We start from the raw sequence: 21952 nt of genomic DNA, 5'->3' as shown, positions 1-21952 counted from the left end.
TTAGCAGGCTGTTGAACAACGATTGTGAGGTTACTGAAACAATCGCTCGATTGTTTCAGATGAAAGCCCGGTACGGAAAAGAAACAATTTTGTTAACTCAGAACCCGGAGTTCAACCGGTTAGGCCAACGCTTGGTTGCAACTCAGTTGCTCGTTTTGCGAAGGTTGATAAAATGCCGCGGTGATCGATTTCAGGCCGATGTTCAGATAAAGTAATTGTCGTGGCGCCGGTAAGAGGTCCGTCCGTCCACTCCTCGTCACTGAACCGACCTGCGGCTTTCTCGCAAGCCCCGACGTATGCCCGCGCGGCGCCGCCGGCGATCTGGGCTGCTTGATCGGCCGGCCGAGCACATCGCGCAGGGATGCGATCGAGGCGTTGAGGAATCGCAATGCTATTCGTTCATCAGTCGCATCGCGCTCTGCAGTAGGGGCACGTCCTGATACTGAAACCGCGGCTACGGGTGCAGCTACGCGGCCGGCCGTAGGATGTCGTCTAGACAGGACGCCCCGTACGGCTGGCTTGTCGGTTTCCAATTAACACGAAGGATATGGATATGGCTCTTTTCTCCATTCTTGACCTGGCGTTCGTTTCGACAGGCAACACCCCGGCTGACGCATTCAGGAATTCACTGGATCTGGCACAGCATGCCGAGCGCTGGGGCTATCATCGCTTTTGGCTCGCTGAGCATCACAACCTGATCGGCATTGCCAGCGCGGCGACGGCGGTCGTGATCGGGCATGTCGCCACGGGCACGCGCAGCATCCGCGTCGGGGCGGGCGGCATCATGCTACGGAACCATGCGCCGCTGATGGTGGCCGAGCAATTCGGCACATTGGAATCGCTGTTCCCGGGGCGGATCGATCTCGGCCTGGGCCGCGCACCAGGGACCGACCAGCGTACCGCGCGGGCATTGCGGCGCAATCCGGCAAGCGGCGACAGTTTTCCTCAGGACGTACTGGAACTGCAGGCGTTCTTCGGGCCGGTTCAGGAAGGTCAGGCGGTTCAAGCGGTGCCGGGCGCGGGCCTCAACGTGCCGCTCTGGATCCTCGGATCGACGTTGTTCGGTGCACAGCTTGCCGCCATACTCGGGCTTCCTTACGCATTTGCCTCTCATTTCTCTCCGGCTGCGTTGATGCAGGCGCTGCAGGCCTATCGCAATGGGTTCAAACCTTCGAAACAACTGGATCGGCCCTACGCGGCTGCGGGTATCAACGTCGTTGCCGCCGACAGCGATGCGGAAGCGCACCGGCTCTTTACCTCCGCACAACAGCAGTTCACCAATTTGTTCCGTGGCACGCCAGGCCGGCTCCAGCCGCCCATCGGTGACATCGAAACCTACTGGACGCCGACGGAGAAGGCGCAGGCTTCCGACATGCTCACCTATTCATTCGTCGGATCGCATGAAACCGTACGCCTTGGTTTGAAGCAATTCTTCGAACACACGAATGTGGACGAAGTGTTCATCGCTTCGGCGATCTATGACCATGCCGCCCGGCTTCGGTCGTATGAAATCGTGGCAGACCTCATCTCTACGTGGGATCAACCAGCGCATCCCGCGACCGGGTCATGCTTTGGTGCATGAATGGATCTATCGTCGCGGGCCAAATGATGTCTGGAATAATTTCACTGTCCCTAACCGCGGATAGCAGCCGACTGTTCCGCGCCTGAAACCATTCCTGACACCATTCATTCTTCACGATGCCGGAGGCGATTGGCTGGTCGTCCAGATATCGCGATGCAGCTTCCACTTGCCGTTGTCGTTCTTCCAGATGACGATGTACTTGCCCTGGTCAGCAACGGCGTCGCCGGCAGCGAAAAGGCGGTATCGCCCCACTTCGATCGCCGTATCGCCGTGGGCCTCCAGCTCAATCGTTTCCAGGGTCGCGCCCTTGAGGCCCATGCCGAGCACGCTCTGCCAAAACGTCCGGATGGCCGCCGTGCCACGAACGAAATCGCTGTTTGCCGGAAGCAATTGGGCCGCTGCGGTATAGAGGTTGGCCATGGAGGTCGCGTCACCGCGTTTGAATGCGGTCACGAACTGGGCGTTCGCCGCTTCGATTTGCATCCGGACATCGCTATTCATGGGGATACCTCCTGACTGATCGGTGCTTATGGCGTTTCGAGCCTTAGGGATCTACGCATTCCAATTTTACCTAACGTTCGCGTTCAGCGGTGCCCGACGAGCGCAGCGAGGATGGCACCGCAAGCAAGCGAAGCGCGCTTACGGTCGTCCGCTCGGACGCGAGGTTAGGCATGTGTTGGGTCCACGTTTGACATGATTGCGGCAAACTCCCGCGGACTAGCTGCCTTGATCCCTGCGATTCGCTCGATCTTAGCCCGATGAGCCAAGATTGTTCTGTAGTCTGTGGTCACGAAGTACTGAACCCCGTTCTGCGCCGCCTGGTAGATGTGCCGAGCGTCCGCCTCGTCGGGCAGTGTGGTAATGAGTTGCGCCAGCATCGGCTGCAGTCTCACTCCAAGGTCCCAGGGTAGAAGGCTCCAGGGTTTATTTCTGCGGAACGCCTTGGCTACGGGAATATCCGCCAAGAGGTTGTAGATCGTTTGATGCTTCCGTCTATAAGATTGAGGGATCTTTTCGATTTCCTCCTTTGTCACTCGTGATGTTACGAGTGAGATAAGACGTCGTTTCTGGGCATCCAAGATCTGATCCTGAGCCGCGAGCTCCACGTCTGGCAGGTCCTCCCTCGCAAGACCACTGACCACACAGGTATCGAGATATGCGCCGAGCGGTGCTGTCACGATGCCTCACATGCCTACACTTTGACATGTCCACTGCATCTGGTTGTTATGCGTCTTTGTACCGTCTCTTTTCGTAGCGACGACCAATGAAGTTGCTTTCTTGTCCGACGAGATCGCTGTAGTCGACCGCGTCGATAAGACTGTGAACAAGGCGTGCGGCATCACCATCGGGCATCGCCGCAGTGATTTCGAATGGGCCGCCGACTGCCTCCCCATGAGCGGCATCGACGAAGCGCTGCAATTGGCTCCAGATGTCGATTCCTCCTCTTCGGTGAAGGTTTCCCAGCGCGGTCAAGCTCATTCTGGACTTCAGATCGGAGTGTGCGACAAGCTTACGGCGCGCATCAACGACCTTCGCCCGAAACCTCATCAGATACTCATTGGCATCCTCGAGCAGCGCGGCGGTCTCGGGGCGCCAGTCGAGGGTCAGAATGTAATCGGTCGTCAGGGTGTCTTTGTCCTTTCCTGACGAAGCTGGATCAGTGAGCTTGCACTGCTGTAGCAGCAAATACTCGATAAACATTGCGTTCAGGTCGCCGAAGAACGTGCTTGCGACCTCCGCCAGAAGGTCGTGGCGCCACTTTCCTGATTCGAAGAGAATTTTGAAATGCGTGCGTATGGACCTGGCCCATACGCACTCCTCGCAGAACGCAATCACGACTTCGCGGCGATGCTCAGCGTTGTTACGCATAACAATGTTTAGGCCGATCCGCGTAAGCACGGGAACCGACAGTTTATCCGCATAACACGCGACGAACGTTCGCAAACTATACGCCTATTTCCATGAGTTGCAACCGTATGCCCGTGCGTTATGGGTTCTTATGCGGATCGGGATAACAGCCACGTGAATGGGTTCACATCTCATCCAGAGACTGCGGATACTTGCCGGCCCTCGATGCAGCACATGGGTGTAGATCATCGTCGTTTTGACGTCGCGATGGCCCAAGAACTCCTAAATCGTGCGAGTGTCGGAGCCGCTTTCGAGCAGATGCGTGGCATAGGAGTGCCGGAAGGTATGGCAGGTGGCCCGTTTGGGTGAGTCCGGCCCTCGCGACGGCGGCACTCAAGGCTTTCTGCGCCAATGATTCATCCACGCGATGGCGTCCTTGCTCCTTGGTCCTGGGATCAATCTATGGGTGGCCCTGGAGGAAGCCCGCATTGCCGGCGCCGTCATCACACGGAACGACACGCTATTCGCGGAAGCGATCCCAGCAGCCGCGTGGATCGACGATGGCGAGCGGAGCCTGACGTGCGACCGCCAAGAGGTCTCGGTCTCCCGTGACCAGCAGATCGGCATTGCCATCGACCGCCGACGCAAGCACCCAACGGTCATCAGGATCGCGAATGGGAAGCGGTGAAGGCTTCGCGGGCTTCGGAACAATCATTTGATCGCGGAGTTCCGCCTCGACGGTGGCGATCAGGACTGGTGGGGCGTGGAACCGATCCCGTAACACTCTACGAAGCTCGACCAGATTCACCTCGCCGGTCAGCAGCTCATGCTCAGCCAGGATGTAGCGGAGCAGGTCGGCACAGATGCCGCGCGTTGTGTACGCGCTTACCAACACATTGGTATCGAGGAAAACTTTCACGACACGATGTGGAACACCTCCTCATCGGTGAGAATACCCTGCGCCTCGGCAAGGGGGAGGAGAGCCCTGCGCGACCGCTCAAACCGGAGGAGAGCGATTTGACGCCGTACCGCATCGCGTACGATGTCGCTGCGGCTGCGGCCCAGTTGGCGGCTCAGGCGATCCAGTTCGCGCTGGATCTTGGCGTCGAGGCGGATCGTAACCGTAGATGTCTTCATGTGTTACCATGTAACACATTCGAAGAGATCGCGCAACCATGGGTCGATGTTGACAGCGAGAGCTTTGCCACGTGCATCTGATATATGATCCCATAGGGAAAGCGATTCGTCAGGCAGCGCCGCGTGTTTGTGGAGAAACGTTCCGCGCCTCCACCAGCACCCCACTGCCGTCCGGCCGTGATGAGCCGAGCGCGCACCGCTTCCTTCCACCCGGGTTAGCCCCCATGGGCTCCACCTTTTGTTGAGAGGAATGACATTCGGAACCGCATTGCCGGATTTCTCGGAATTACTCGCCTTACGGAGGAGACCGGGCGAAACGTTCCAATGCTGACCGTCCTCTAGTAATCACCGTGACGGTTTTCTTGTTGTAGCGCGTAAGAATGCCGACCATGACAGGTCGGTCATCGGGTTGAAACGTGACGCGATCACCGATCTTGAAGTCCAGCATTTCGGCGTGCGCCCGCATGTCGCGAAGGAAGCGCACACGCGCTACAGCTCGATGGTTGAGATTGATGAGCTCTTTCTCCGTAAGCTTGTCAATATCGATCTTCACCGTCTAATCCTGTTCGATCGGCCTAGTTGTTTGCTCCCATGCGGTCTAACGTCAGCAATCAGCAGCTGGCTTTGCCGGTCCGCTGCATTGCTTTGGTTAGGTCAAGTCGTGACACGTACCTTCATGCAGACTGGTGGCTCGGCGAACTACCCGGATATCGACCAATCGGGTAATTGGCATGCGGACGATCGGGATGATCTCGCTCATAGAGGTAGGCAGCCTTGCCAACGCTCGTGAGCCTCGGTTCCCAATGAAACTCTTGAAAATCCTCGGTCGGCTCGCTAATGTAGTCGTCCTTTCGAAACGGTCGAATAAGTCGCTCTTCAACTAGCCTGTCAATCAGCCATTCTGTGGTTGGCGCCGACGCGTCAGGAATCTCGCCGCGGGATACCCAAGCCCTAATCTGATGCTGTATGTCACTTTTGAGAATGCGTCGACAACTTGGCCACCGTACAAACCGACTCTCGTACAACGTTGCGGCCAGAGCCAGCGTCTCGGGGTGTCCCAGTCTCAGCCACTCCTTTAGCTGTTGTAGCTCCGAGTCTTGAAGCGCAGGAGGAACAACTCCCCTAGACAATGTCTCAAGGATGCGGTCCGTGTTGTAGTCGCCGTAATTTCGTTCTGTGAGTAGCCTCTTGCAGGCATCAAGCCTGTTGGCGAGCTCATCTGTGTGGTGTTTGCTGCTGTACAGGGTCGGATTGCGTGCCATCACCGCACGTTCGAAGACGTACGAGTCGACAGCCTTCTGGATCTCGTCGTCGAAGACCGGCAACGAAGCGACGAAACGTTCAAATTCGCCCAAGGGCGTCCGGCCGGCGGGAAGCCTCCCGTAAAGCTGGTCGAGCAGCTCACGGAGACCGGCCTTGTAGACGAACCTCCTGATATCGATGGCTTTGTGGTCGGCTAGCTGCTCTGGGACCGCTCGGCTCGTCAGGTAAAGCGGTACGACCGTCAGCCCCCGTGGTTCTTGGCGCAAGGCGAATTCGATCTCGCTGGCCACCCACAACGAGTTTCGTGATCGAGACGTTACCGCGAGAAGAACGAAGTCAGCTTGTTTGATTGCCTTTTGAATCCTGCTTGAAAGACGCTCTCCCGGCTTCAAGTGCTTTGGAGCGAACCACACCTCAACACCGTTGAACCGGAGGTCTGAGGCCAGGCCCGACACCGCCTGCTCGTCCTCGTGAGCATAGCTAAGAAACACACGTACCCCATCCGTTCTTTTTGATCCCCAGTGGATCACCCGGAAGAGAAGTCGGTCAATCATTTGGTGCGCCTGTCCTTTGATTCATCGTGGTTTAACACCTGAATTAAGCCGACCCGCGAAGCGGCATCAGCTTGAATGAAATGAATTGTTAGACGGCAAGCCCTTAGCCCCAAGCATTGGGCTCTTCCGTCCACTCAAAAAGAAACCAAAGTTGCTCCAGCTCAAAAATGCCTTTCTCAAGTTCTCGACGCTCGAAGCGAGCATCACCGGCGCCTAAGGACTGGAGCATGATTTGGTTGGCAAGAAGAGAATGGGCGATGTGATTGCGATAGCCCACAACGCTCTCAAGTAGCGCAATGAAGTCTGGGCGAAGACCACGATCTCTTAGTTGGCCTGTCACCTGACCGAGAGTGGCCCGTTCGAGCTTCTCAAACTCCACGCCGTATCTGCGATGAAGAAGTTGCTTAAGGCTTATCTCAAAGACTTGGGCTAGTCCCATGAACATCGCAAACTGCTCGAAGAAGTTGAGCTTCTTGTACTTCTCGAGCCGCTTCAACACCTCAGCTTGGATCTGCTTATGGGTAAGCGATGGTTCTTCGAATTGCATAGTGCTTTCCATGCCGTCTAACTCCGTCCCTGTCCTTCGCGCCGTCGGCTCTAGCCGATGTTAACCGGCTCCAACGCTTCAAACTCGTCGACAAGCTGATCCAATTCGGCACGGTAAAATGTTCTGGCGAGGCAATGAGGCCTTGGTATTTCCAGAATACGCCGCTTCCAGTGTTTGTCCAAGGTGATGATGCTTCCGTACGAGGAGGCGACGACTGCATGACAAAAATCGATCCCATCATTTGCCTTCAATCGATAGGCTCTGGCCTCGTTCCAAATGACGCGCTGAAGCTGGAAGAATGCAAATCGTGCCGGATGCTGTTCCGAATAATCAGGCAGCGCCGCCAACTCCTTGGGCAGGGTGTCGTTGCGCCCCTGCAGCACTAGTCGGCCGAGAAGATCGCGAAACATCCCGTCGATTTCTGTCGCCTGCTGACGCACATGATCTCTATTGTCCTGAATCCATCCAACGACTGAGCCTAAGCGGAAGAAGGATTCGGCCGAGATTCCTAATAGACCACCGATTGTGTCGCTGACTTGCTGAAGCCGACTCTGGAAATATCCTTTCAAGAAGATCTCGGAGAACGCTGGCGAGCTTCCATCGCCGCTTTGCTCCTTCTCCATGACTTTATACACATTCATCGCTAGCGGCATCCAGTATTGACCCAGGGAATCAAGAAAGGCCCGCACTACTTCTGCCGACCGGCCCTGCGGCCCGGCAAGTTCAAAGGCATTCGTAAACGAAAAGAGAAGGGACCCTTTCTTCTTGATTGCCGATACGAACCGATCGCGGCGAGTGCTATCTCCCTTGGCCAGATCAATGAGCGAGTCATTGTCGAGATACACGCCACACCCTCGATTCGTACACGCAACTCCCAACGCTCCGTCTTTACTTTCGATTGGGTTCTACCCCGTTTTCACGGACAGTTCAGTTAAGAGTTTCTCCCCCTGCTGTTGAACCGCCAGTCTCCGTCGCTGCCGCGGATTGTGCCAGCGTTCGATGTAGTCAAAGACATCGGCTCGCGCCTCGGCTCGCGTCCGGTACTGCCGCCGATTGACCCGCTCGCGTTTGAGGAGACCAAAGAAACTTTCCGCCGCCGCGTTGTCGGCACAGCTGCCGATGGCGCTCATGCTGCAGGTGATATGGTGCGCCGCCAAGAATTGCTGGTACTCGTCTGACGTAAATTGACAGCCACGGTCTGAATGCAAAATGACCGGTGTCCTGCCTGGCCGCTGCCACACCGCCATCAACACCGCCTGCAGCACCAAGTGGCGATCCTGCCGCGAATTCATCGACCAGCCCACGACCACGTCCGAATATAAATCCACCACGATACAGAGATACAACCAGTGTTCGGCCGTGGAAATGTAGGTGATGTCGGTGACCCACTTAGTATTGGGTGCCGTGGCCGTGAAGTCGCGTTCCACAAGATTGCGCGTGCCGGCCGGCGGTATCCCCGACGGCTTGGTGCGCCAACGTCGCCGCTGCGGCACGCCTTGCAAGCCAGCCCGACGCATCATGCGGGCCACTCGGTGCCGGCCACACCGCTCGCCCGCATAGCGCAGCTCCTCCCACATCCGCGGACTGCCGATCACACCATCATGCTCCGTATGCAAGGCGCGCATGCGCCGCAAGAGGCGGGCGTTCTCCTGAGCCCGGGCACTCGGCGGGCGCGTCGCCCAGCCGTCATACCCACTGGCTGATACCCGTAAACACCGGCACATCAATCGGATGGGAAAGGCGGCGCGGCATCGCTGGATCATCCGAAACTTCATGTCGACGCTCTCGCGAAGAACGCTGCCGCTTCGCGCAAAAAATCCCGCTCCTTCGTGACCCGAGCCAACTCCCGCCGCAACTGGCTCAGCTCGTGATCCCGAGCGCGTCCATTGCCCCCAAAGGCCTGCTGGGGCTGACGGCGTAGCTCACGCCGCCATCGACCCAACACATTGGGCCCTAATGCCCAGGTCGGCGGCGATTTGACTCACCGTCACCCCGGGTACGTCAAGCATCGCCACCGCTTCTCGCTTGTACTCCGATGAAAACTTCCGTCGTGCTCCCATGACACCCCTCCTGGCCCATTATGGACCTTAAGTCAGGTGTCCGTAAAATCGGGGCAGAACCCGTAGAACCCTCGTCACGGCTATAGGACACAAAGATGTAAGCGTTCATGCAAGCCTTAGGCGCGCGTTGAGCCGTCTAGAGACATAACTATTAAGTGAGCTGCGACGTGGATCTCCGGCCTGGCGGCCTATCCGGATAGTGCGCCTTGGCCCACGGTGAACCAAAATCGCCGACACTATCCTCACTTATGAAATCTCTGTCAAGCATCGTGCATATCAAAAAGACCGTGGCTTCCGCAGCCTATCACCCTATTGGCCCACAGCCTATTCCGGGTGGCGGAGGCGCAAGCATTGGCTCACCCCAACCGGTCCACAGGGCTGCAGGCTCCACGGCCACGTCGATTCAGGACATGCGTATAGATCATCGTGGTCGTCACGTCCTTGTGACCGTCGGTTAAATGGTGACAGGAATGATTTCACAAGACTTCTCTGCCACAGCGCTGTTCCTAAGCGCGGATAGCAGCGGACTGTTCTCAGCCTGAAATCATTCCTTACATCATTTACTCTTGCGGCGGGACTGGAAGTAGTGGCAGCCAGTTTTCACGCCTTCTCTTGTCTTGGCTGGAACGGATGCGCGCAGAGGTGTGGCCGTGGCGCCTCATTCAGTATTAGAAAAAAATGGATGGTGAGTCGTGCGTCGCGAATCGCGCGAAGAGGAAACCTCTGTTCATTTACTGGCCGGGACGCTGCCGTGCGGCGTGCGACCTTCACCGAAGGAACGGGGACCCACCGAGGCTTGGCCGAGAAGGAAAGCTGGAACTGACTGAAGCACTGCGATCATGTGATCGCAGCTGAGAGAATTCCAGAAGGGTCCGCGACGCGAAGAATAATGAGCGTCACGCTTGCGGACGCCGGCGAGTCGGTGAGCCGGCAGGATATTCCGCTCGGTCAAGCCCGGAAGGGTCGTTCTGAGAGGTGGGGAGCAGCGCACGCACGACAGCGGCAATCATTGCTTACGTGCGGTCGAGTCATAGCGCTGAGCAGGCAGAACTCACCATTCAGCATCCATCGCATCGCGGCCACACCGGCTGGGCGCGCCGTTCGTCAGCCAAGGGTCATCCTTTCTATAGCAGCGCGGCGAGGCCGCACTGTACCGACGCGGCCGCTCGCCGATTGCCCTTCGTCAGCCAAGGCCCAATCTCTCTACAGCAATTCGGCGAGCACGCGCAGAAACGACACGCACGGCTCTGGTGTTAGCAGTCTGTCCGACATTGATGTGACAGCGACATGACCCTGATGCAACAGAAGAGGGGACGTAGGAAGAGATCAACGGATAACCGTGGACCGATCCGAGCCTACCGTGGTTCTCGAAGACTATGGCGCTTCACCATGCGTTCAATGGTCTTGCGGTCCACGCCGGCTTCCTGGGCCGCATTGGACATGTGCCAGTCATGGCGTTTGAGCAGCTCGAGCAGAAAATTGCGCTCGAAGGACCGCACGACTTCCTGCTTGGCCTGCTTGTAGGAGGCCGTTTCCTGGCCGTTCGATTCATCGGTGCGCGCCGCCATGATCCGCTCCGGAAGATGATCCACGCAGATGATCGGCCCGTCCGCCAGCGCAGCCGTCCGCTCAATGACATTGTGGAGTTCCCGAACATTGCCGGGCCAGGCATACTCCTTCAGAAGCGCCATCGCGGCCGAATCGAATACCGGCGCGCGATCGAAATCGGTCCCGCCGCGGGCGGTAAAGCGTTGCAGAAAGGCTCGGGCCAATAGCTCCACATCTCCCTCGCGTTCCCGAAGCGGGGGCAGCACGATCGGAATGACGTTCAGACGATAATACAGATCTTCTCGGAACTGTTTTTCGCGACAGGCCTCTTCGAGATCACGGTTGGATGCGGCAATGACCCGAACGTCGATATCGGCATAGCGCGTCCCGCCGACCCGCCGAACATGCCGTTCCTGCAGCACGCGCAACAGGCGCGATTGCAAGGTCGGGCTCATCCCGCTTACTTCATCCAAAAAGACCGTCCCCCCGTCGGCCACCTCGAAGAGTCCCGGTTTGGCGGCGTGCGCACCGGTGAAGGCGCCTTTCTCGTGCCCGAACAATTCCGATTCAAGCAAGGTATCGGGCAACGCGACACAATCGACCGGCACAAAGGGCCGGCCGGCCCGCTCACTTTGATCGTGGATCGCCCGCGCCGCCAGTTCTTTGCCGGTCCCGCTTTCGCCGTAGATGAGAATATTGGCGTCCGTCCTGGCCACCTTGGCGATGAGCTCTTTCACTTCCAGAATCGCGCGGCTCTGCCCGAGCATAAGCCCGGCCGCGTTGCTCGCCTCCGCGGACGATGGCTCTCGATGAGGATCGTCCCAGCCGGAGAGCCGTTCGCCGGTTTGGCCCGATTCGCCGAACGCCCGCCTGGCGATCTCTTCCAGATCCTTGCTTGTATACGGCTTCAGGATGTAATCCAGCGCGCCTTGCCGCATCGAATCCACGGCGGTCTGCACGGTCGCATAGGCGGTCAGCAGCACGACCTTGATGGCGGGATCGACTTTTTTGGCCTCGGCCAACACCCCCATCCCGTCGAGACCCGGCATCCGGAGGTCGGTGAGAATCAGGTCGGGACGCTCATATTGAATCCGCTGCACAGCACGGAGCGGATCACTCTCGGTCACACATTCATGTCCCAGACGGCTCAACATGCGACGGCAATTGTCCAACGCGTCGACTTCGTCATCGACGATCAATATCTTGCCTGTTCCCATCCGACCTCCTGTTGTGACCCAGATACCGGCGCCAGCGCGGGAAGAAAGACCGACGCCACGGCGCCGCGCGGGCCGTTCGTGATCTCCAGCCGCCCGCGATGATCGGCGACGATCCCATAACTCAAGAATAATCCCATTCCGGTCCCGTGGCCCTCCGCCTTCGTGGTAAAAAATGGATCGAAGATTCGCCCGAGCTGGTCCTCCGGAATGCCGGGCCCCGAGTCGCTGACCGTCACCGTGACCCAGTCTCCGTCTCGGCCCGCTGTTTGCTCGGACCGAATCGTGACGAGGCTCGGCGGCGCTCCCTCCCCGGCCGCATCGAGCGCATTGTTCATCAGGTTGAGCATGACGGTTTCGAGCCGATCGCGGTCACCCATGATCGGAGGCAGATCCGGCGCCAAAATCGTCTCAACGCCGACCCCTTTTGCGGCGGCTCGTTCCTTCACGGCCTCGATGCAAGACCGGAGCACGCAATTCACGTCGATCAGTTTTAAAATCGTCGCCGCCCCCCGGGACGACGCCAACATGCTTTTCGTGACCCGTGAGATGCGGTCGGCCTGCGACCGGATTGCCAGCAGGTCCCGCCGCAAATCTTCCGGCAGGTCCAGATGGGCCGCGTCCGTCTCGATGCACTCAATGCGATTCAGGATGATGCCGAGCGGGTTGTTGATTTCGTGCGCGATGCCGCCCGCCACTTTGCCGAGCGTGGCCAGACGCTCCGCGAACTGAAGCTTTTTCAGATGCTGCGTCACCTCGGCGGTTTTTTCCTCGACCCGGCGGGCGAGATCCGCATTGAGCGCTTCCAATTCCGATCGGGAAGCCTTCAGCCGATCCGCCGTTCGGTGTACCGCCGCGGCCAGATCTTCGAACTCATCGCCCGTCCGGATATTGAGCGGACGGTCATAGGTTCCCTGGCTGATCGCCTCCACTCCCGTTTGCAGAATCTGGATCGGGCGGGCGATCCTGGTCGCCACGTAGCGGCCCATCGTCCATAATAACACCACCATGACCAGTCCGATGCCGGCCAGATTCCGTAGTTGATCTCGGATGGGAGCATAGCTTTCAACCGGCTGCTGCCTCACAAAAATGTGCCAGGGGTTTTCGGGCAATGCAATGCCGGAGACCGGAGCATACCCCACCACCGTATCGGTTCCTCCATGACCATCGTCATCGGCAATGCCCCACCCAGGCTCAGTAGATACAATCATAGCCATCAATTGTCCGGGAATGCGGTGCGCTTGGCGAGGAAGAATCGGGCAGACGAGCGGATTCCCGGCCGCATCGAACAGCATGGCATGGCCCGTCTGGCCGATCCGGATCTGTTTGATCATCCCGAACAGTGTATCAAAGCGGTATGAAGCTTTGACGGCGCCGATCACCGCATGCTGGCGGTCATCGAGGATCGGCACGGCAACATCCATCGTTTCTTCCGGCGTTCGGAACGACCCCTCCTGCGCGGGAATCAGGCCGCTGACATAGATCTGATCCGTTCCACCGGCCTGGATTCGCTTCCACCACGGCTCCTCGCCGAAGTAATAATGATCCGGTTCGGAACTTGCCGCGACCAACGCCCCGTGCTGGTCGGTGATCAGCAGCCCGACCACCTTGTCCCCGTCACGCACTTTTGTTTCCAGGAGAAATCTGGATAGTTCCGAATTTAAGAGCTTGCGGGCACTGCCGGTGCCTTTCTCCCAGAGCTGCATTCGCTCATCGATGAGGTGCTGCGCGTTGGTCCGATCCGACGGATAGGAGCGATTGGCAGTCTCGACCGGTTGGCGGACACGAAGCGGCGCCGAACCCAGGAGACGAACTCCTTGGATTTCGCTTTGGACCAGCATCGTCACCCGATCGGCCGCCTGAACCGCAACGGCCTGGAGATTTCCGCCGATCACATCGCGCAGGGAGCGCATCCCGGACATGTAGGCCAACATCAGCGCAATCAGGAGCGGTATGCACCCGACAATCACGATCGCCCAGACGATGCGGCCTTTGATGGTACGGATTGCCACGGCCTCTTCCGTTGGAGGAGGCCTCATTCTAAACAACCAACCGAAGAAAACTCTACTTGAGAACGCAAGAGCCTCTCGCGGGAATAAGGAGTCCCGACGTGGCGACCGGGCCTCTCGTGAAGAAGACAGCAATAAACAGGCCGGACGGAGGAGAATGGCTGCATGCGGTTGAATTCAGGCCGGATCGCGCTCGTGGCCGACCAGAGGACATTGCCGGCTCACGGCGTGGTCCGTGACTGGCCACGAGCCATCGTGATCGGCCACGCCGGCGGCACGAACTCTAAAAGATGAGCTGTTTGGTGGGCCTGGACAGGCCGAGTTTTTTCAGGCGACTGCGCAACGTACTGGGATTGACGCCCAATTGAGCGGCAGCCCCGTGCGGGCCGTAGATCCGCCAATGCGTCCGCTTCAGCACAGACAGGATATGCTGGCGTTCCATTTCCACGAGATTGACTGGAGCCTCGCCCTGCCCTTCGGAATCCGAATGTCCGACAAGGTCCGCCTCCACTTCCACGGTGGAAGACCGGGCGAGAATGACGGCGCGCTCGATCACGTTCTGCAGCTCCCGCACGTTGCCTGGCCACGAATACCGGCAGAGCCTGGTCATTGATTCGTGACTTAGCGCCAGAGGCGGGCGCTTCAGCTTCAGCCGGTATTGTTCGAGAAAATGCCTCACCAGCAATGGGATATCCTCGGGTCGCTCCCTCAGGGGCGGCAGCACGATCGGGAAGACATGCAGTCGATAGTACAGATCCGAACGGAAGCGGCCCTCGCTCGATGCCGCGATCAAATCGGCGTTCGTGGCGGCGAGGACACGGACATCCACCGGAATGGACTGCATGCCGCCCACCCGGTCAATGAGGCCGTCTTCGAGAACGCGCAGCAGCTTGACCTGCGCATCGAGCGGCATCTCGCCGATCTCATCAAGGAACAACGTGCCGCCGTGAGCCAATTCAAATCGGCCGCAGCGACGTTGATCGGCGCCGGTGAACGCGCCTCGTTCATGGCCGAACAGCTCGCTTTCCACCAAGCCCATCGGAAGCGCGGCGCAGTTCACCCGGACGAACGGTTTGTGTCGCCGCGGGCTCAGCTCATGAATGGCCCGGGCCAGTAATTCCTTGCCGGTTCCGGTTTCGCCGGTGATCAGAACGGTCGTGGAGGTCGGACCAACGGCTTCGGCCCGGTTCAGCGCTTTCCGAAAGGCCAGCCCCTTCCCGACCATCGCGCCGAAATTATGGGTCTGTTTGATTTCCTGGACAAGATATTCGTTCTCACGGACCAGCTGTTGGCGGAGCCGATCAATTTGCTCGTACGCCCGCACGTGGTCGATGGCAAGGGCGATCTGTTTGGCAACCTGGCCCAGAAACTCCACATCGCCCGGATCTGGTTCTCCATCTTGAATGCTGCCGATATTGAGCGTCCCCAGACAAGTCTCGCCGACCAGGAGCGGCAGATTGATCATGCGGCCCAATCCCTCCTCGAAATACAAATCATCTTCGAGAAATGTTCGCTCCGCGCTCAAGTGCGGGCGAATATGGACCTGTCGGTGATCGTACACCCATCCGACCGCGCTGCCTGCATGCGGAATGACGGCGTCACGCTGGAGCACCCGCATCGGCAGGCTGGTTTCAAGTGCATAGAATCGGAACGAGTCCGAGTCAGGGTCATACAGGGTAATCCCCGCCCGCTCCCACGGCACTACCTGTCGGAGCTGCTCGGTGATCGCCCGCCACAGACTGTCCGTGTCGCGCTGCTGATTGAGAACATTCGTCACCGCCAGCAAGGCCCGGTAATTGTCTTCGATACCCTTCACAGTCCCCATCCTGTATGCACATTGGACGTCACCGTTGCCCTACCCACCCACAGCGATACTTCCGCCTGGCAGGCCTGGCTTATCGGCGCAGATTGACGTGTGAGCTTCTAGCTTACGGGACTCTAAATGGCGGGCGCAAGACGTTTCGCCCTTATTGAGCGAAAAGATTCACGTCGTAAATCCACCGGAGGGATGAGATCTGAACGCCTCTCGTGTAATGTCGTCGGCATGGGTCTACTTGGACGGAGCCAGGCTCGTCTTTTCGATGGCGGCCCGAAAAATCAATCGTGTGACGAATATTCCCAGCACGAGCATGCCGGCATCGGCGATGAGCAGTTTCTGTAGCATACGTTCCTTCAACGTGGTTTCTTCCATATCAAAGCGGGAAAATTCCCCTTCGATCCTGACCTCGAGGTCCTCCATTGCTTTCTCGATGGTCTTGGCCAACGCCAATCCGTCGCCAAACCGGATATACGACATCACGGCTTCCTGCTCGCCGCTGTCCATCTGCTTGGTCAATCGCCGTTTGGCATCGATAAGCTCGTGAACTCGCTCCTGCAAGACCTTCACGCGTGCCAGGAGATTCGGAAGATCCTTTGTCAGGTCCAGCAAATGATCCAACACCCCCTGCACCTTGGCTTCGCCATACACCACCGGGTGCAGGAAGGCCGATTGCTTCGTCAGGACATACCCGCGGAACCCGTTTTCGATATCCGCGGTCAGCGCCTGCAACCGCAGGACTTCCTCTTTGATCTGAGTTCGCTGTTGCTGCGCTTGATGGATGCTGTGCCAGTGCCAGACGAGCGGAATCTGAATCAGGATAAAGAGCGCCACTGGCGCCAATGCCGCCAGGGCATAGGTCGCGTACAACTTCCGCATACGAGAGTGTTCCAAGTTATACAGGGGGGACCGGTCAATCAGCCATTATCGGCCCACACCTTAACCGGAACCCCGGCTGCCGGCATGGTTGCCACATTATCGCCGATCGCTGCCGACGCGTTCTTGTCTGACGCGCCCGCTGACTGCCGGCGGCTTCTACAAATCGCTCTTGCTCTCGCGAAGACTGCTGATTAGTGAACGCGAAAGTACTTTCTTGGAAGGAATCAGTTCGTTATGTACCGCAAAGACTTCGAACGGCCTGGCATGGCGGGAGGGGCGATCCCCTCCCGCCTCACCAGCGCTCTTACAACCAGTTCACCCGTTCGGCCGGTCTGATGTAGATCGGCTCTTCGACCTGAATACGCGCCACTTCCTTCCCCGACTTGTTGAAGCCCAGCACGGTATCGTTGAACATCTCGAATCGCTTCCCGTGAATCTGGGTCTCGAACACCTTCGGGCCTGGAATGACGTCGTACCGGAAGATGATCTGCTGGCTCGCTCTCCAGAGTTGGAGCACGGCCAACAACTCCCGGCTCGGCACCAGGTACTTCTCGATCGCATTGTCCACGCCCGGCCCGAACATCTGCCGCGCGTAGCCCCGCGGGCTGTGCCGCGGCGGAATGTAGAAGCCGTTCGGCTCCGTGCCCCACTGCGGATACAACGGCAAGGCCACCTGCTCCACGCGAATCGCGTAGTACAACGGATGCCACCGATCCTCCGCCCAGAGGCCGTCTTCGCCGATCCGCACCAGGCTCTGCATCCGGATCTTCCCGACGCAGGCCGCCATGCAGCGCGTTTCCATCGGCTCCCCGCCCGTCAACGGATCCTTCCCTTCGATCCGCGGATAGCAGGCAATGCACTTCTCCGACACCCGGGTCGTCCCCCGGTACATCGGCTTCTTGAACGGGCACTGCTCCACGCACTTCTTGTACCCGCGGCAGCGGTTCTGGTCGATCAACACGATCCCGTCTTCCGGCCGCTTGTAGATCGCCTTCCGCGGGCACGCCGCCAGACAGCCCGGATACGTGCAGTGATTGCAGATCCGCTGCAGATAGAAGAAGAACGTCTCATGCTCCGGCAAGCTGCTGCCGGAGAGTTTCCACGGCTCATCTCGGCTGAAGCCCGACTTGTCGACGCCTTCCACCAAGGCCCGCATCGAGGTCGCCGTGTCTTCATAGATGTTGACGAACCGCCATTCCTGGTCCGTTGGGATGTAGCCGATCGCCGCCTGGCCCACTTTGGCCCCCGCGTCGAAAATCGTCATCCCTTCGAACACCCCGTAGGGCGCATGGTGCTTGCGGCCCACCCGCACGTTCCACACCTGCCCGCCCGGGTTCACTTGCTCGATCAACTGCGTGATCTTCACGTCGTAGAACTGGGGATACCCGCCGTACGGCTTGGTCTCCACGTTGTTCCACCACATGTACTCCTGGCCCTTCGAGAACAGCCAGGTCGACTTGTCCGCCATCGAACAGGTCTGACAGGCCAAACACCGATTGATATTGAACACAAAGGCAAACTGCCATTTCGGATGCCGCTCCTCGTACGGGTACAGCATCTTCCGGCCCAGTTGCCAGTTATAAACTTCAGGCATGTCGTAACCTCCGTAAGGCGTGAGGCGTGAGACGTGAGGTGAAGGATCTGAAGCAACCTACTCCAAACCCCTCACCCCGACCACCTAACCCCTCACGGGTTATTAGACTTTAATCTTGATGTGCTCGCCTTTGAGCCACTTGAGCATGAATTCATTCTCCTGACCCGGCGTAAACCCGGTGCGGACCGGCTCCCATGGACCACGGGCGCCGATGCCGCCGTCTTCCGCCTTGGTGATACGGATCAAGCATTCCTTCGGGACCGTATTGACCGCATGGTGATCGATCTCGAATCCCCACTTGAACTTCAAGGCGTTGGCCTGTTTACCGGGCAACGAGTCGGTCTGGTGCATCGGCATCAACCAGCTCCGCGTAAACGACTGCTGGGCGCCGTACCGGAAGTTCGCCTGATATCCGGTATCGACGGCAATCGCGCGGCCGTCCGGTCTGGTCTCGTGCCCCTTCACCGACTTCGCCGTCGACACGAACGGGGCGTGCTTCGCCATCGTCACGTGGTACGGGTAGGACGGATTGTATTTCGTACGGATCATCAACCGCGCCACTTTATAGAACGGATCCGACGGCCTCCAGCCGCGATACGGCCGGTCCACCGGGTTGCCGTCCACATAGACGTAGTCGCCGTCGTTGATGCCGCGGTCTTTCGCCGCCTGCGGATTGATGTTGAGCTGGTGCTCGCCGACGCCCGGCGTCCGTTTGTCCATCCGATACGGATCGCCGAAGTTCGACTCGTAAATCTGCACCCAGTCGTTCACCGACCACTGGCTGTGCACCCGATGCCGGGTCTTGGGCGTCACGCAGTAGAACTGGTAGCCCTTCTCCCACAACGGATTGGAGTATTGCTTCACTTCCGCCCACGGCAATTTGATGTTGCGCACCGTCTTGTCGTCATGGTGCTGCGCCGTGATCGGAATCCCGTAGTCATCCGGCCGGACGTACGGGTTCGTGGTGAGAATCGCATTCGGCAGATAGGGCGTGGCCTCGGGGCCTTCCCGGTGCACGATGAAATTCTCGCCGTATTCGATCGCTTCCGGCTCGATGCGATAGGTTTCCAGCCGGCCGGACCGCGTCCATTGCGGCTTGCTCTCGTTAACTTCTTCCCAGAGCGGGTGACGCGGATAGGTGCGCCCCATCACCATCCAGCCCTTTTCCGACTTCAGCATCACGTCCGCGCTGTAGCCGTAGAACGTGCTGGAGGTATCGAGCACGCGCTGCGCGTACACGTCCACTCGGTTCTGGTACACGAAATGGAACGTATCTTTCATTTTCGTGACACCGGTCACGTCGGCCAACCGGGCTGCGACGCCCGCGAAGGTATCGAGATCGTTTCTGGTGTCGTACAACGGGCGGATTCCGCCTTTCCAGAGCTGCACCCACGGGTTCGACACCGTGGCGGTCATCTCCGGATAGGTGAACTCCATCCAGCTGTTGCAGGCAAAGGCAATGTCGGCATGGTTCACGTCGGACGTCATCTCGATATCCTGGGTAACCAGGCACTCGATATTTGGATCGACGTTCTTCACCATGTCGTAATGGTGCTTCGAGTTATTGAGAATGTTGACGTTCACCACCCACCGTACTTTGCTCGGTGTCGGCATGTGAGTCTTGCCGGTAAACACCTTGCGGCCGTATTTCGGCGTGTTTACGATAAGTGCGGTGTCGCCGTGGTTCCAATACCCCGGCTCTTCGCCATAATAGAATTTCCGATATTTGATTTCCTTGCCGTGGATGTTGGGATCCAGGTTCATGTTCCAGGGATCCTCCGCCAAATGCACCGCGGCGCCGGAGCCGGACCACGGCGTGGCATTCCAGATTCCCACCTTGTAGTTCCCGGACCAGGTGTGGCAGCCCGTGCCGAACTTGCCGACATTGCCGGTCAGAATCATGACGAGCGCGGCCGCTCGACCCATCTGCGTCATATGGAAATAGTGGCAGACACCTTCGCCGTTATGGATCGCGGCCGGCTTGATGCTGCCCGAATCGCGAGCCCAGCGAACAATCAAATCCTTGGGGGATCGATTAATCTGGTGCACCGTGTCCAGATCGTAGTCCTGCAAGTGGATCAAATAGAGCTGATAGATCGGCATCACGTCGACTTCCCGGCCATTGAGGAGCTTCACCCGATAGGTGCCGGTCAGGGCTGCGTCGATGCCGGAATTCTGATAGTGGAATCCGACCTGCTCTCGGTGGATCGCAACCGCCTGCTGCTTGTTCGAGTCCCACACCATCATCCCGCCCAATGCGGCGATTTGTTCCGGCTTCAACCCTTGCACGCGGCCGGAATAGCTCTTTGAAAAATCATTGAACTGGAAATCCTTCATCACATCCCGAGGATCCAGATACTGCAGCGTGTCGGTCCGTACAAGCAACGGCAGGTCCGTGAACTGCTTGATAAAATCGATGTCCTGCATGTTCTCGTCGATGATGATCCGGCTCGCTCCGAGGAACAATGCTCCGTCGGTCTCCGGCCGCACCGGGATCCAATAATCCGCTCGCGACGCCGTCGGATTGTATTCCGGCGTAATGACGACGAGCCTGGCGCCCCGCTCCATACACTCGAGCTTCCAGTGCGCCTCCGGCATCTTGTTTTCGACGAAGTTCTTGCCCCAGCTGGTGTTCAGCTTCGAGAACCGCATGTCGTTGAGATCGATGTCGCAGTTCTGCGTGCCGTTCCACCACGGCTGCGAAGGATCTTGATCGCCGTGCCAGGTATAGTTATTCCAGTAACGTCCTCCCTGCGCTTGGTCCGGGTTGACTTTCCGAATCCAGCTATCCAGGAGAGGAAGAATGCAGTTATTGAAACGGGTGTTGCCATGCTTGCCGAGTAAGCCCAAGATCGGCATGCCGGCGCGGTGCTTGAAGCAGCGCACCCCGGCGCCCTTCATCATCTCGATCATTTCCGGCGCATAGCCCTGCTCCCGCAAGCGACGGGCTCCGGCCTCGCCGCTGTATCGGGTTCCGATCACGACCAGCGCTTTGGCCAAATAGGTGAACGCCGTATCCCAGGACACGCGGACCATGTCGTCCAGGAACCGGCTGTCGAACTTGTATTTCCGTTTGGTTTCCGGCGTCAGTTCCGGCGATCCATCGTCCATCCACTGCTTCCAGGCCTTACGCATCAAGGGGCCCTTCAGCCGATACGGTCCATACACGCGGCGATGGAAGGTGAAACCCTTCAAGCACATGCGCGGGTTGTGGGCGAAGGTCCCGCGGTTGCCGTACAGGTCTTCGTAGGTCTGATGGTCATAATTCTGCTCGACGCGCATCACCACGCCGTTTCGGACGAAGGCTCGAATCCGGCAGGCGTGCGTGTCGTTCGGCGAGCAACACCAGGTGAAGGATGAGTCGTAGCGATACTGGTCATGGTAGACACGCTCCCAGGACCGGTCCGGGTACTCACCCAGCGGGTTGCCGACTTCAACGACCGGTTGCAACGCGGTCAGGGCTAAAGCCCGATCCGCGATGGCCGCCGCCGCAATCGTTCCGGCCGAAGCCTTCATGAATTGTCGACGAGACAAAAGCATAGCGTTCCCTCCTCCTTACAATGAACGGAATAGGTTTGATGAAGTAAAAAACCTCCTTGGCCACACTCGTCTGATTATGGCCCGCCCGGATCAAAGCAACCCTCATACCTCGGGCAACTCACTCATCTCCATAGGGCTTTCGCTCCATAACTGCGCGCCAGTTGGCGGAGTTGATGAAATCGGTGCGCGCTGTGCGAAACTACACTCATCTTAAAAACAGCGAACGGTCGCGATAAAACCGCGACGATCGCGAGATCTCACGGTCCGCGTGGCGGCACGTGGCGAGCATTCAGCCGACGGCAAACGACGATAAAGATGAAGAAATGAAGAAGAACGGATGAAGGAATGATGAAGCCGTCCG

General features: G+C 58.4%; 17 protein-coding genes and 2 pseudogenes. 2 read left to right on the top strand and 17 right to left on the bottom strand.

The window, feature by feature from the left end; genetic code table 11:
• Window positions 1–553: 553 nt before the first annotated feature.
• A complete protein-coding gene (locus ACWGXE_RS00970; protein ID WP_447600567.1) occupies window positions 554–1582 on the top strand; it encodes an LLM class flavin-dependent oxidoreductase in 1029 nt (342 codons plus the stop codon).
• Between the two features lie 111 nt (window positions 1583–1693).
• Here the strand turns inward: ACWGXE_RS00970 and ACWGXE_RS00965 are convergent, their stop codons facing one another.
• The 13 genes and pseudogenes from ACWGXE_RS00965 to ACWGXE_RS00905 form a co-directional block, all read right to left on the bottom strand.
• Window positions 1694–2083, bottom strand: coding sequence for a YybH family protein (locus ACWGXE_RS00965; protein ID WP_447600565.1), 390 nt, complete (start codon window positions 2081–2083; stop codon window positions 1694–1696).
• Between the two features lie 164 nt (window positions 2084–2247).
• Complete coding sequence (locus ACWGXE_RS00960; RefSeq protein WP_447600563.1) at window positions 2248–2760, bottom strand: hypothetical protein; 513 nt, start codon at window positions 2758–2760, stop codon at window positions 2248–2250.
• A 46-nt stretch (window positions 2761–2806) separates the two neighbouring features.
• Complete coding sequence (locus tag ACWGXE_RS00955) at window positions 2807–3526, bottom strand: AbiU2 domain-containing protein (RefSeq protein WP_447600561.1); 720 nt, start codon at window positions 3524–3526, stop codon at window positions 2807–2809.
• Between the two features lie 424 nt (window positions 3527–3950).
• Window positions 3951–4349, bottom strand: a complete 399-nt coding sequence (locus ACWGXE_RS00950; protein ID WP_447600559.1) for a putative toxin-antitoxin system toxin component, PIN family — start codon at window positions 4347–4349, stop codon at window positions 3951–3953.
• Window positions 4346–4567 (bottom strand): CopG family ribbon-helix-helix protein, encoded by a 222-nt coding sequence (locus ACWGXE_RS00945; RefSeq protein WP_447600557.1) that lies wholly within the window; start codon window positions 4565–4567, stop codon window positions 4346–4348. The genes ACWGXE_RS00950 and ACWGXE_RS00945 overlap by 4 nt, the downstream gene beginning before the upstream one ends.
• A gap of 295 nt (window positions 4568–4862) precedes the next feature.
• Complete coding sequence (locus ACWGXE_RS00940) at window positions 4863–5120, bottom strand: hypothetical protein (protein ID WP_447600556.1); 258 nt, start codon at window positions 5118–5120, stop codon at window positions 4863–4865.
• 121 nt (window positions 5121–5241) lie between these two features.
• The gene (locus ACWGXE_RS00935; protein ID WP_447600554.1) at window positions 5242–6384 is read right to left on the bottom strand and encodes a toll/interleukin-1 receptor domain-containing protein; all 1143 of its coding nucleotides are present in this window, start codon (window positions 6382–6384) and stop codon (window positions 5242–5244) included.
• Window positions 6385–6487: 103 nt separating this feature from the next.
• Window positions 6488–6943, bottom strand: coding sequence for a hypothetical protein (locus ACWGXE_RS00930; RefSeq protein WP_447600552.1), 456 nt, complete (start codon window positions 6941–6943; stop codon window positions 6488–6490).
• A gap of 38 nt (window positions 6944–6981) precedes the next feature.
• Window positions 6982–7776 (bottom strand): hypothetical protein, encoded by a 795-nt coding sequence (locus tag ACWGXE_RS00925; RefSeq protein WP_447600551.1) that lies wholly within the window; start codon window positions 7774–7776, stop codon window positions 6982–6984.
• 60 nt (window positions 7777–7836) lie between these two features.
• Window positions 7837–8991: pseudogene (locus ACWGXE_RS00920) on the bottom strand (IS3 family transposase).
• Window positions 8992–9347: 356 nt separating this feature from the next.
• Window positions 9348–9440, bottom strand: a pseudogene (locus tag ACWGXE_RS00915) (tyrosine-type recombinase/integrase); the annotation flags it as partial.
• Between the two features lie 906 nt (window positions 9441–10346).
• Window positions 10347–11756, bottom strand: coding sequence for a sigma-54-dependent transcriptional regulator (locus ACWGXE_RS00910; protein ID WP_447600549.1), 1410 nt, complete (start codon window positions 11754–11756; stop codon window positions 10347–10349).
• Window positions 11735–13765, bottom strand: a complete 2031-nt coding sequence (locus ACWGXE_RS00905) for a sensor histidine kinase (protein WP_447600547.1) — start codon at window positions 13763–13765, stop codon at window positions 11735–11737. Before ACWGXE_RS00905 ends, ACWGXE_RS00910 begins: the two co-directional genes overlap by 22 nt.
• A 162-nt stretch (window positions 13766–13927) precedes the next feature.
• Here ACWGXE_RS00905 and ACWGXE_RS00900 point away from each other — a divergent pair, with 162 nt between their 5' ends.
• The gene (locus tag ACWGXE_RS00900; RefSeq protein ID WP_447600546.1) at window positions 13928–14056 is read left to right on the top strand and encodes a hypothetical protein; all 129 of its coding nucleotides are present in this window, start codon (window positions 13928–13930) and stop codon (window positions 14054–14056) included.
• Here the strand turns inward: ACWGXE_RS00900 and ACWGXE_RS00895 are convergent.
• From ACWGXE_RS00895 to ACWGXE_RS00880, 4 genes are all read right to left on the bottom strand, one after another.
• On the bottom strand, window positions 14046–15578 hold the full coding sequence (locus tag ACWGXE_RS00895; protein ID WP_447600545.1) for a sigma 54-interacting transcriptional regulator: 1533 nt from the start codon (window positions 15576–15578) through the stop codon (window positions 14046–14048). The genes ACWGXE_RS00900 and ACWGXE_RS00895 overlap by 11 nt on opposite strands.
• Before the next feature lie 234 nt (window positions 15579–15812).
• The gene (locus tag ACWGXE_RS00890) at window positions 15813–16457 is read right to left on the bottom strand and encodes a CHASE3 domain-containing protein (protein WP_447600544.1); all 645 of its coding nucleotides are present in this window, start codon (window positions 16455–16457) and stop codon (window positions 15813–15815) included.
• 304 nt (window positions 16458–16761) lie between these two features.
• Window positions 16762–18051, bottom strand: a complete 1290-nt coding sequence (locus tag ACWGXE_RS00885) for a 4Fe-4S dicluster domain-containing protein (RefSeq protein WP_447600543.1) — start codon at window positions 18049–18051, stop codon at window positions 16762–16764.
• Between the two features lie 102 nt (window positions 18052–18153).
• Window positions 18154–21591, bottom strand: coding sequence for a molybdopterin-dependent oxidoreductase (locus tag ACWGXE_RS00880; RefSeq protein ID WP_447600542.1), 3438 nt, complete (start codon window positions 21589–21591; stop codon window positions 18154–18156).
• Window positions 21592–21952 lie beyond the last annotated feature (361 nt).

The sequence above is a fragment of the Nitrospira sp. Nam80 genome (assembly GCF_965152575.1).
This window is presented reverse-complemented; position numbering and strand designations above follow the sequence as displayed.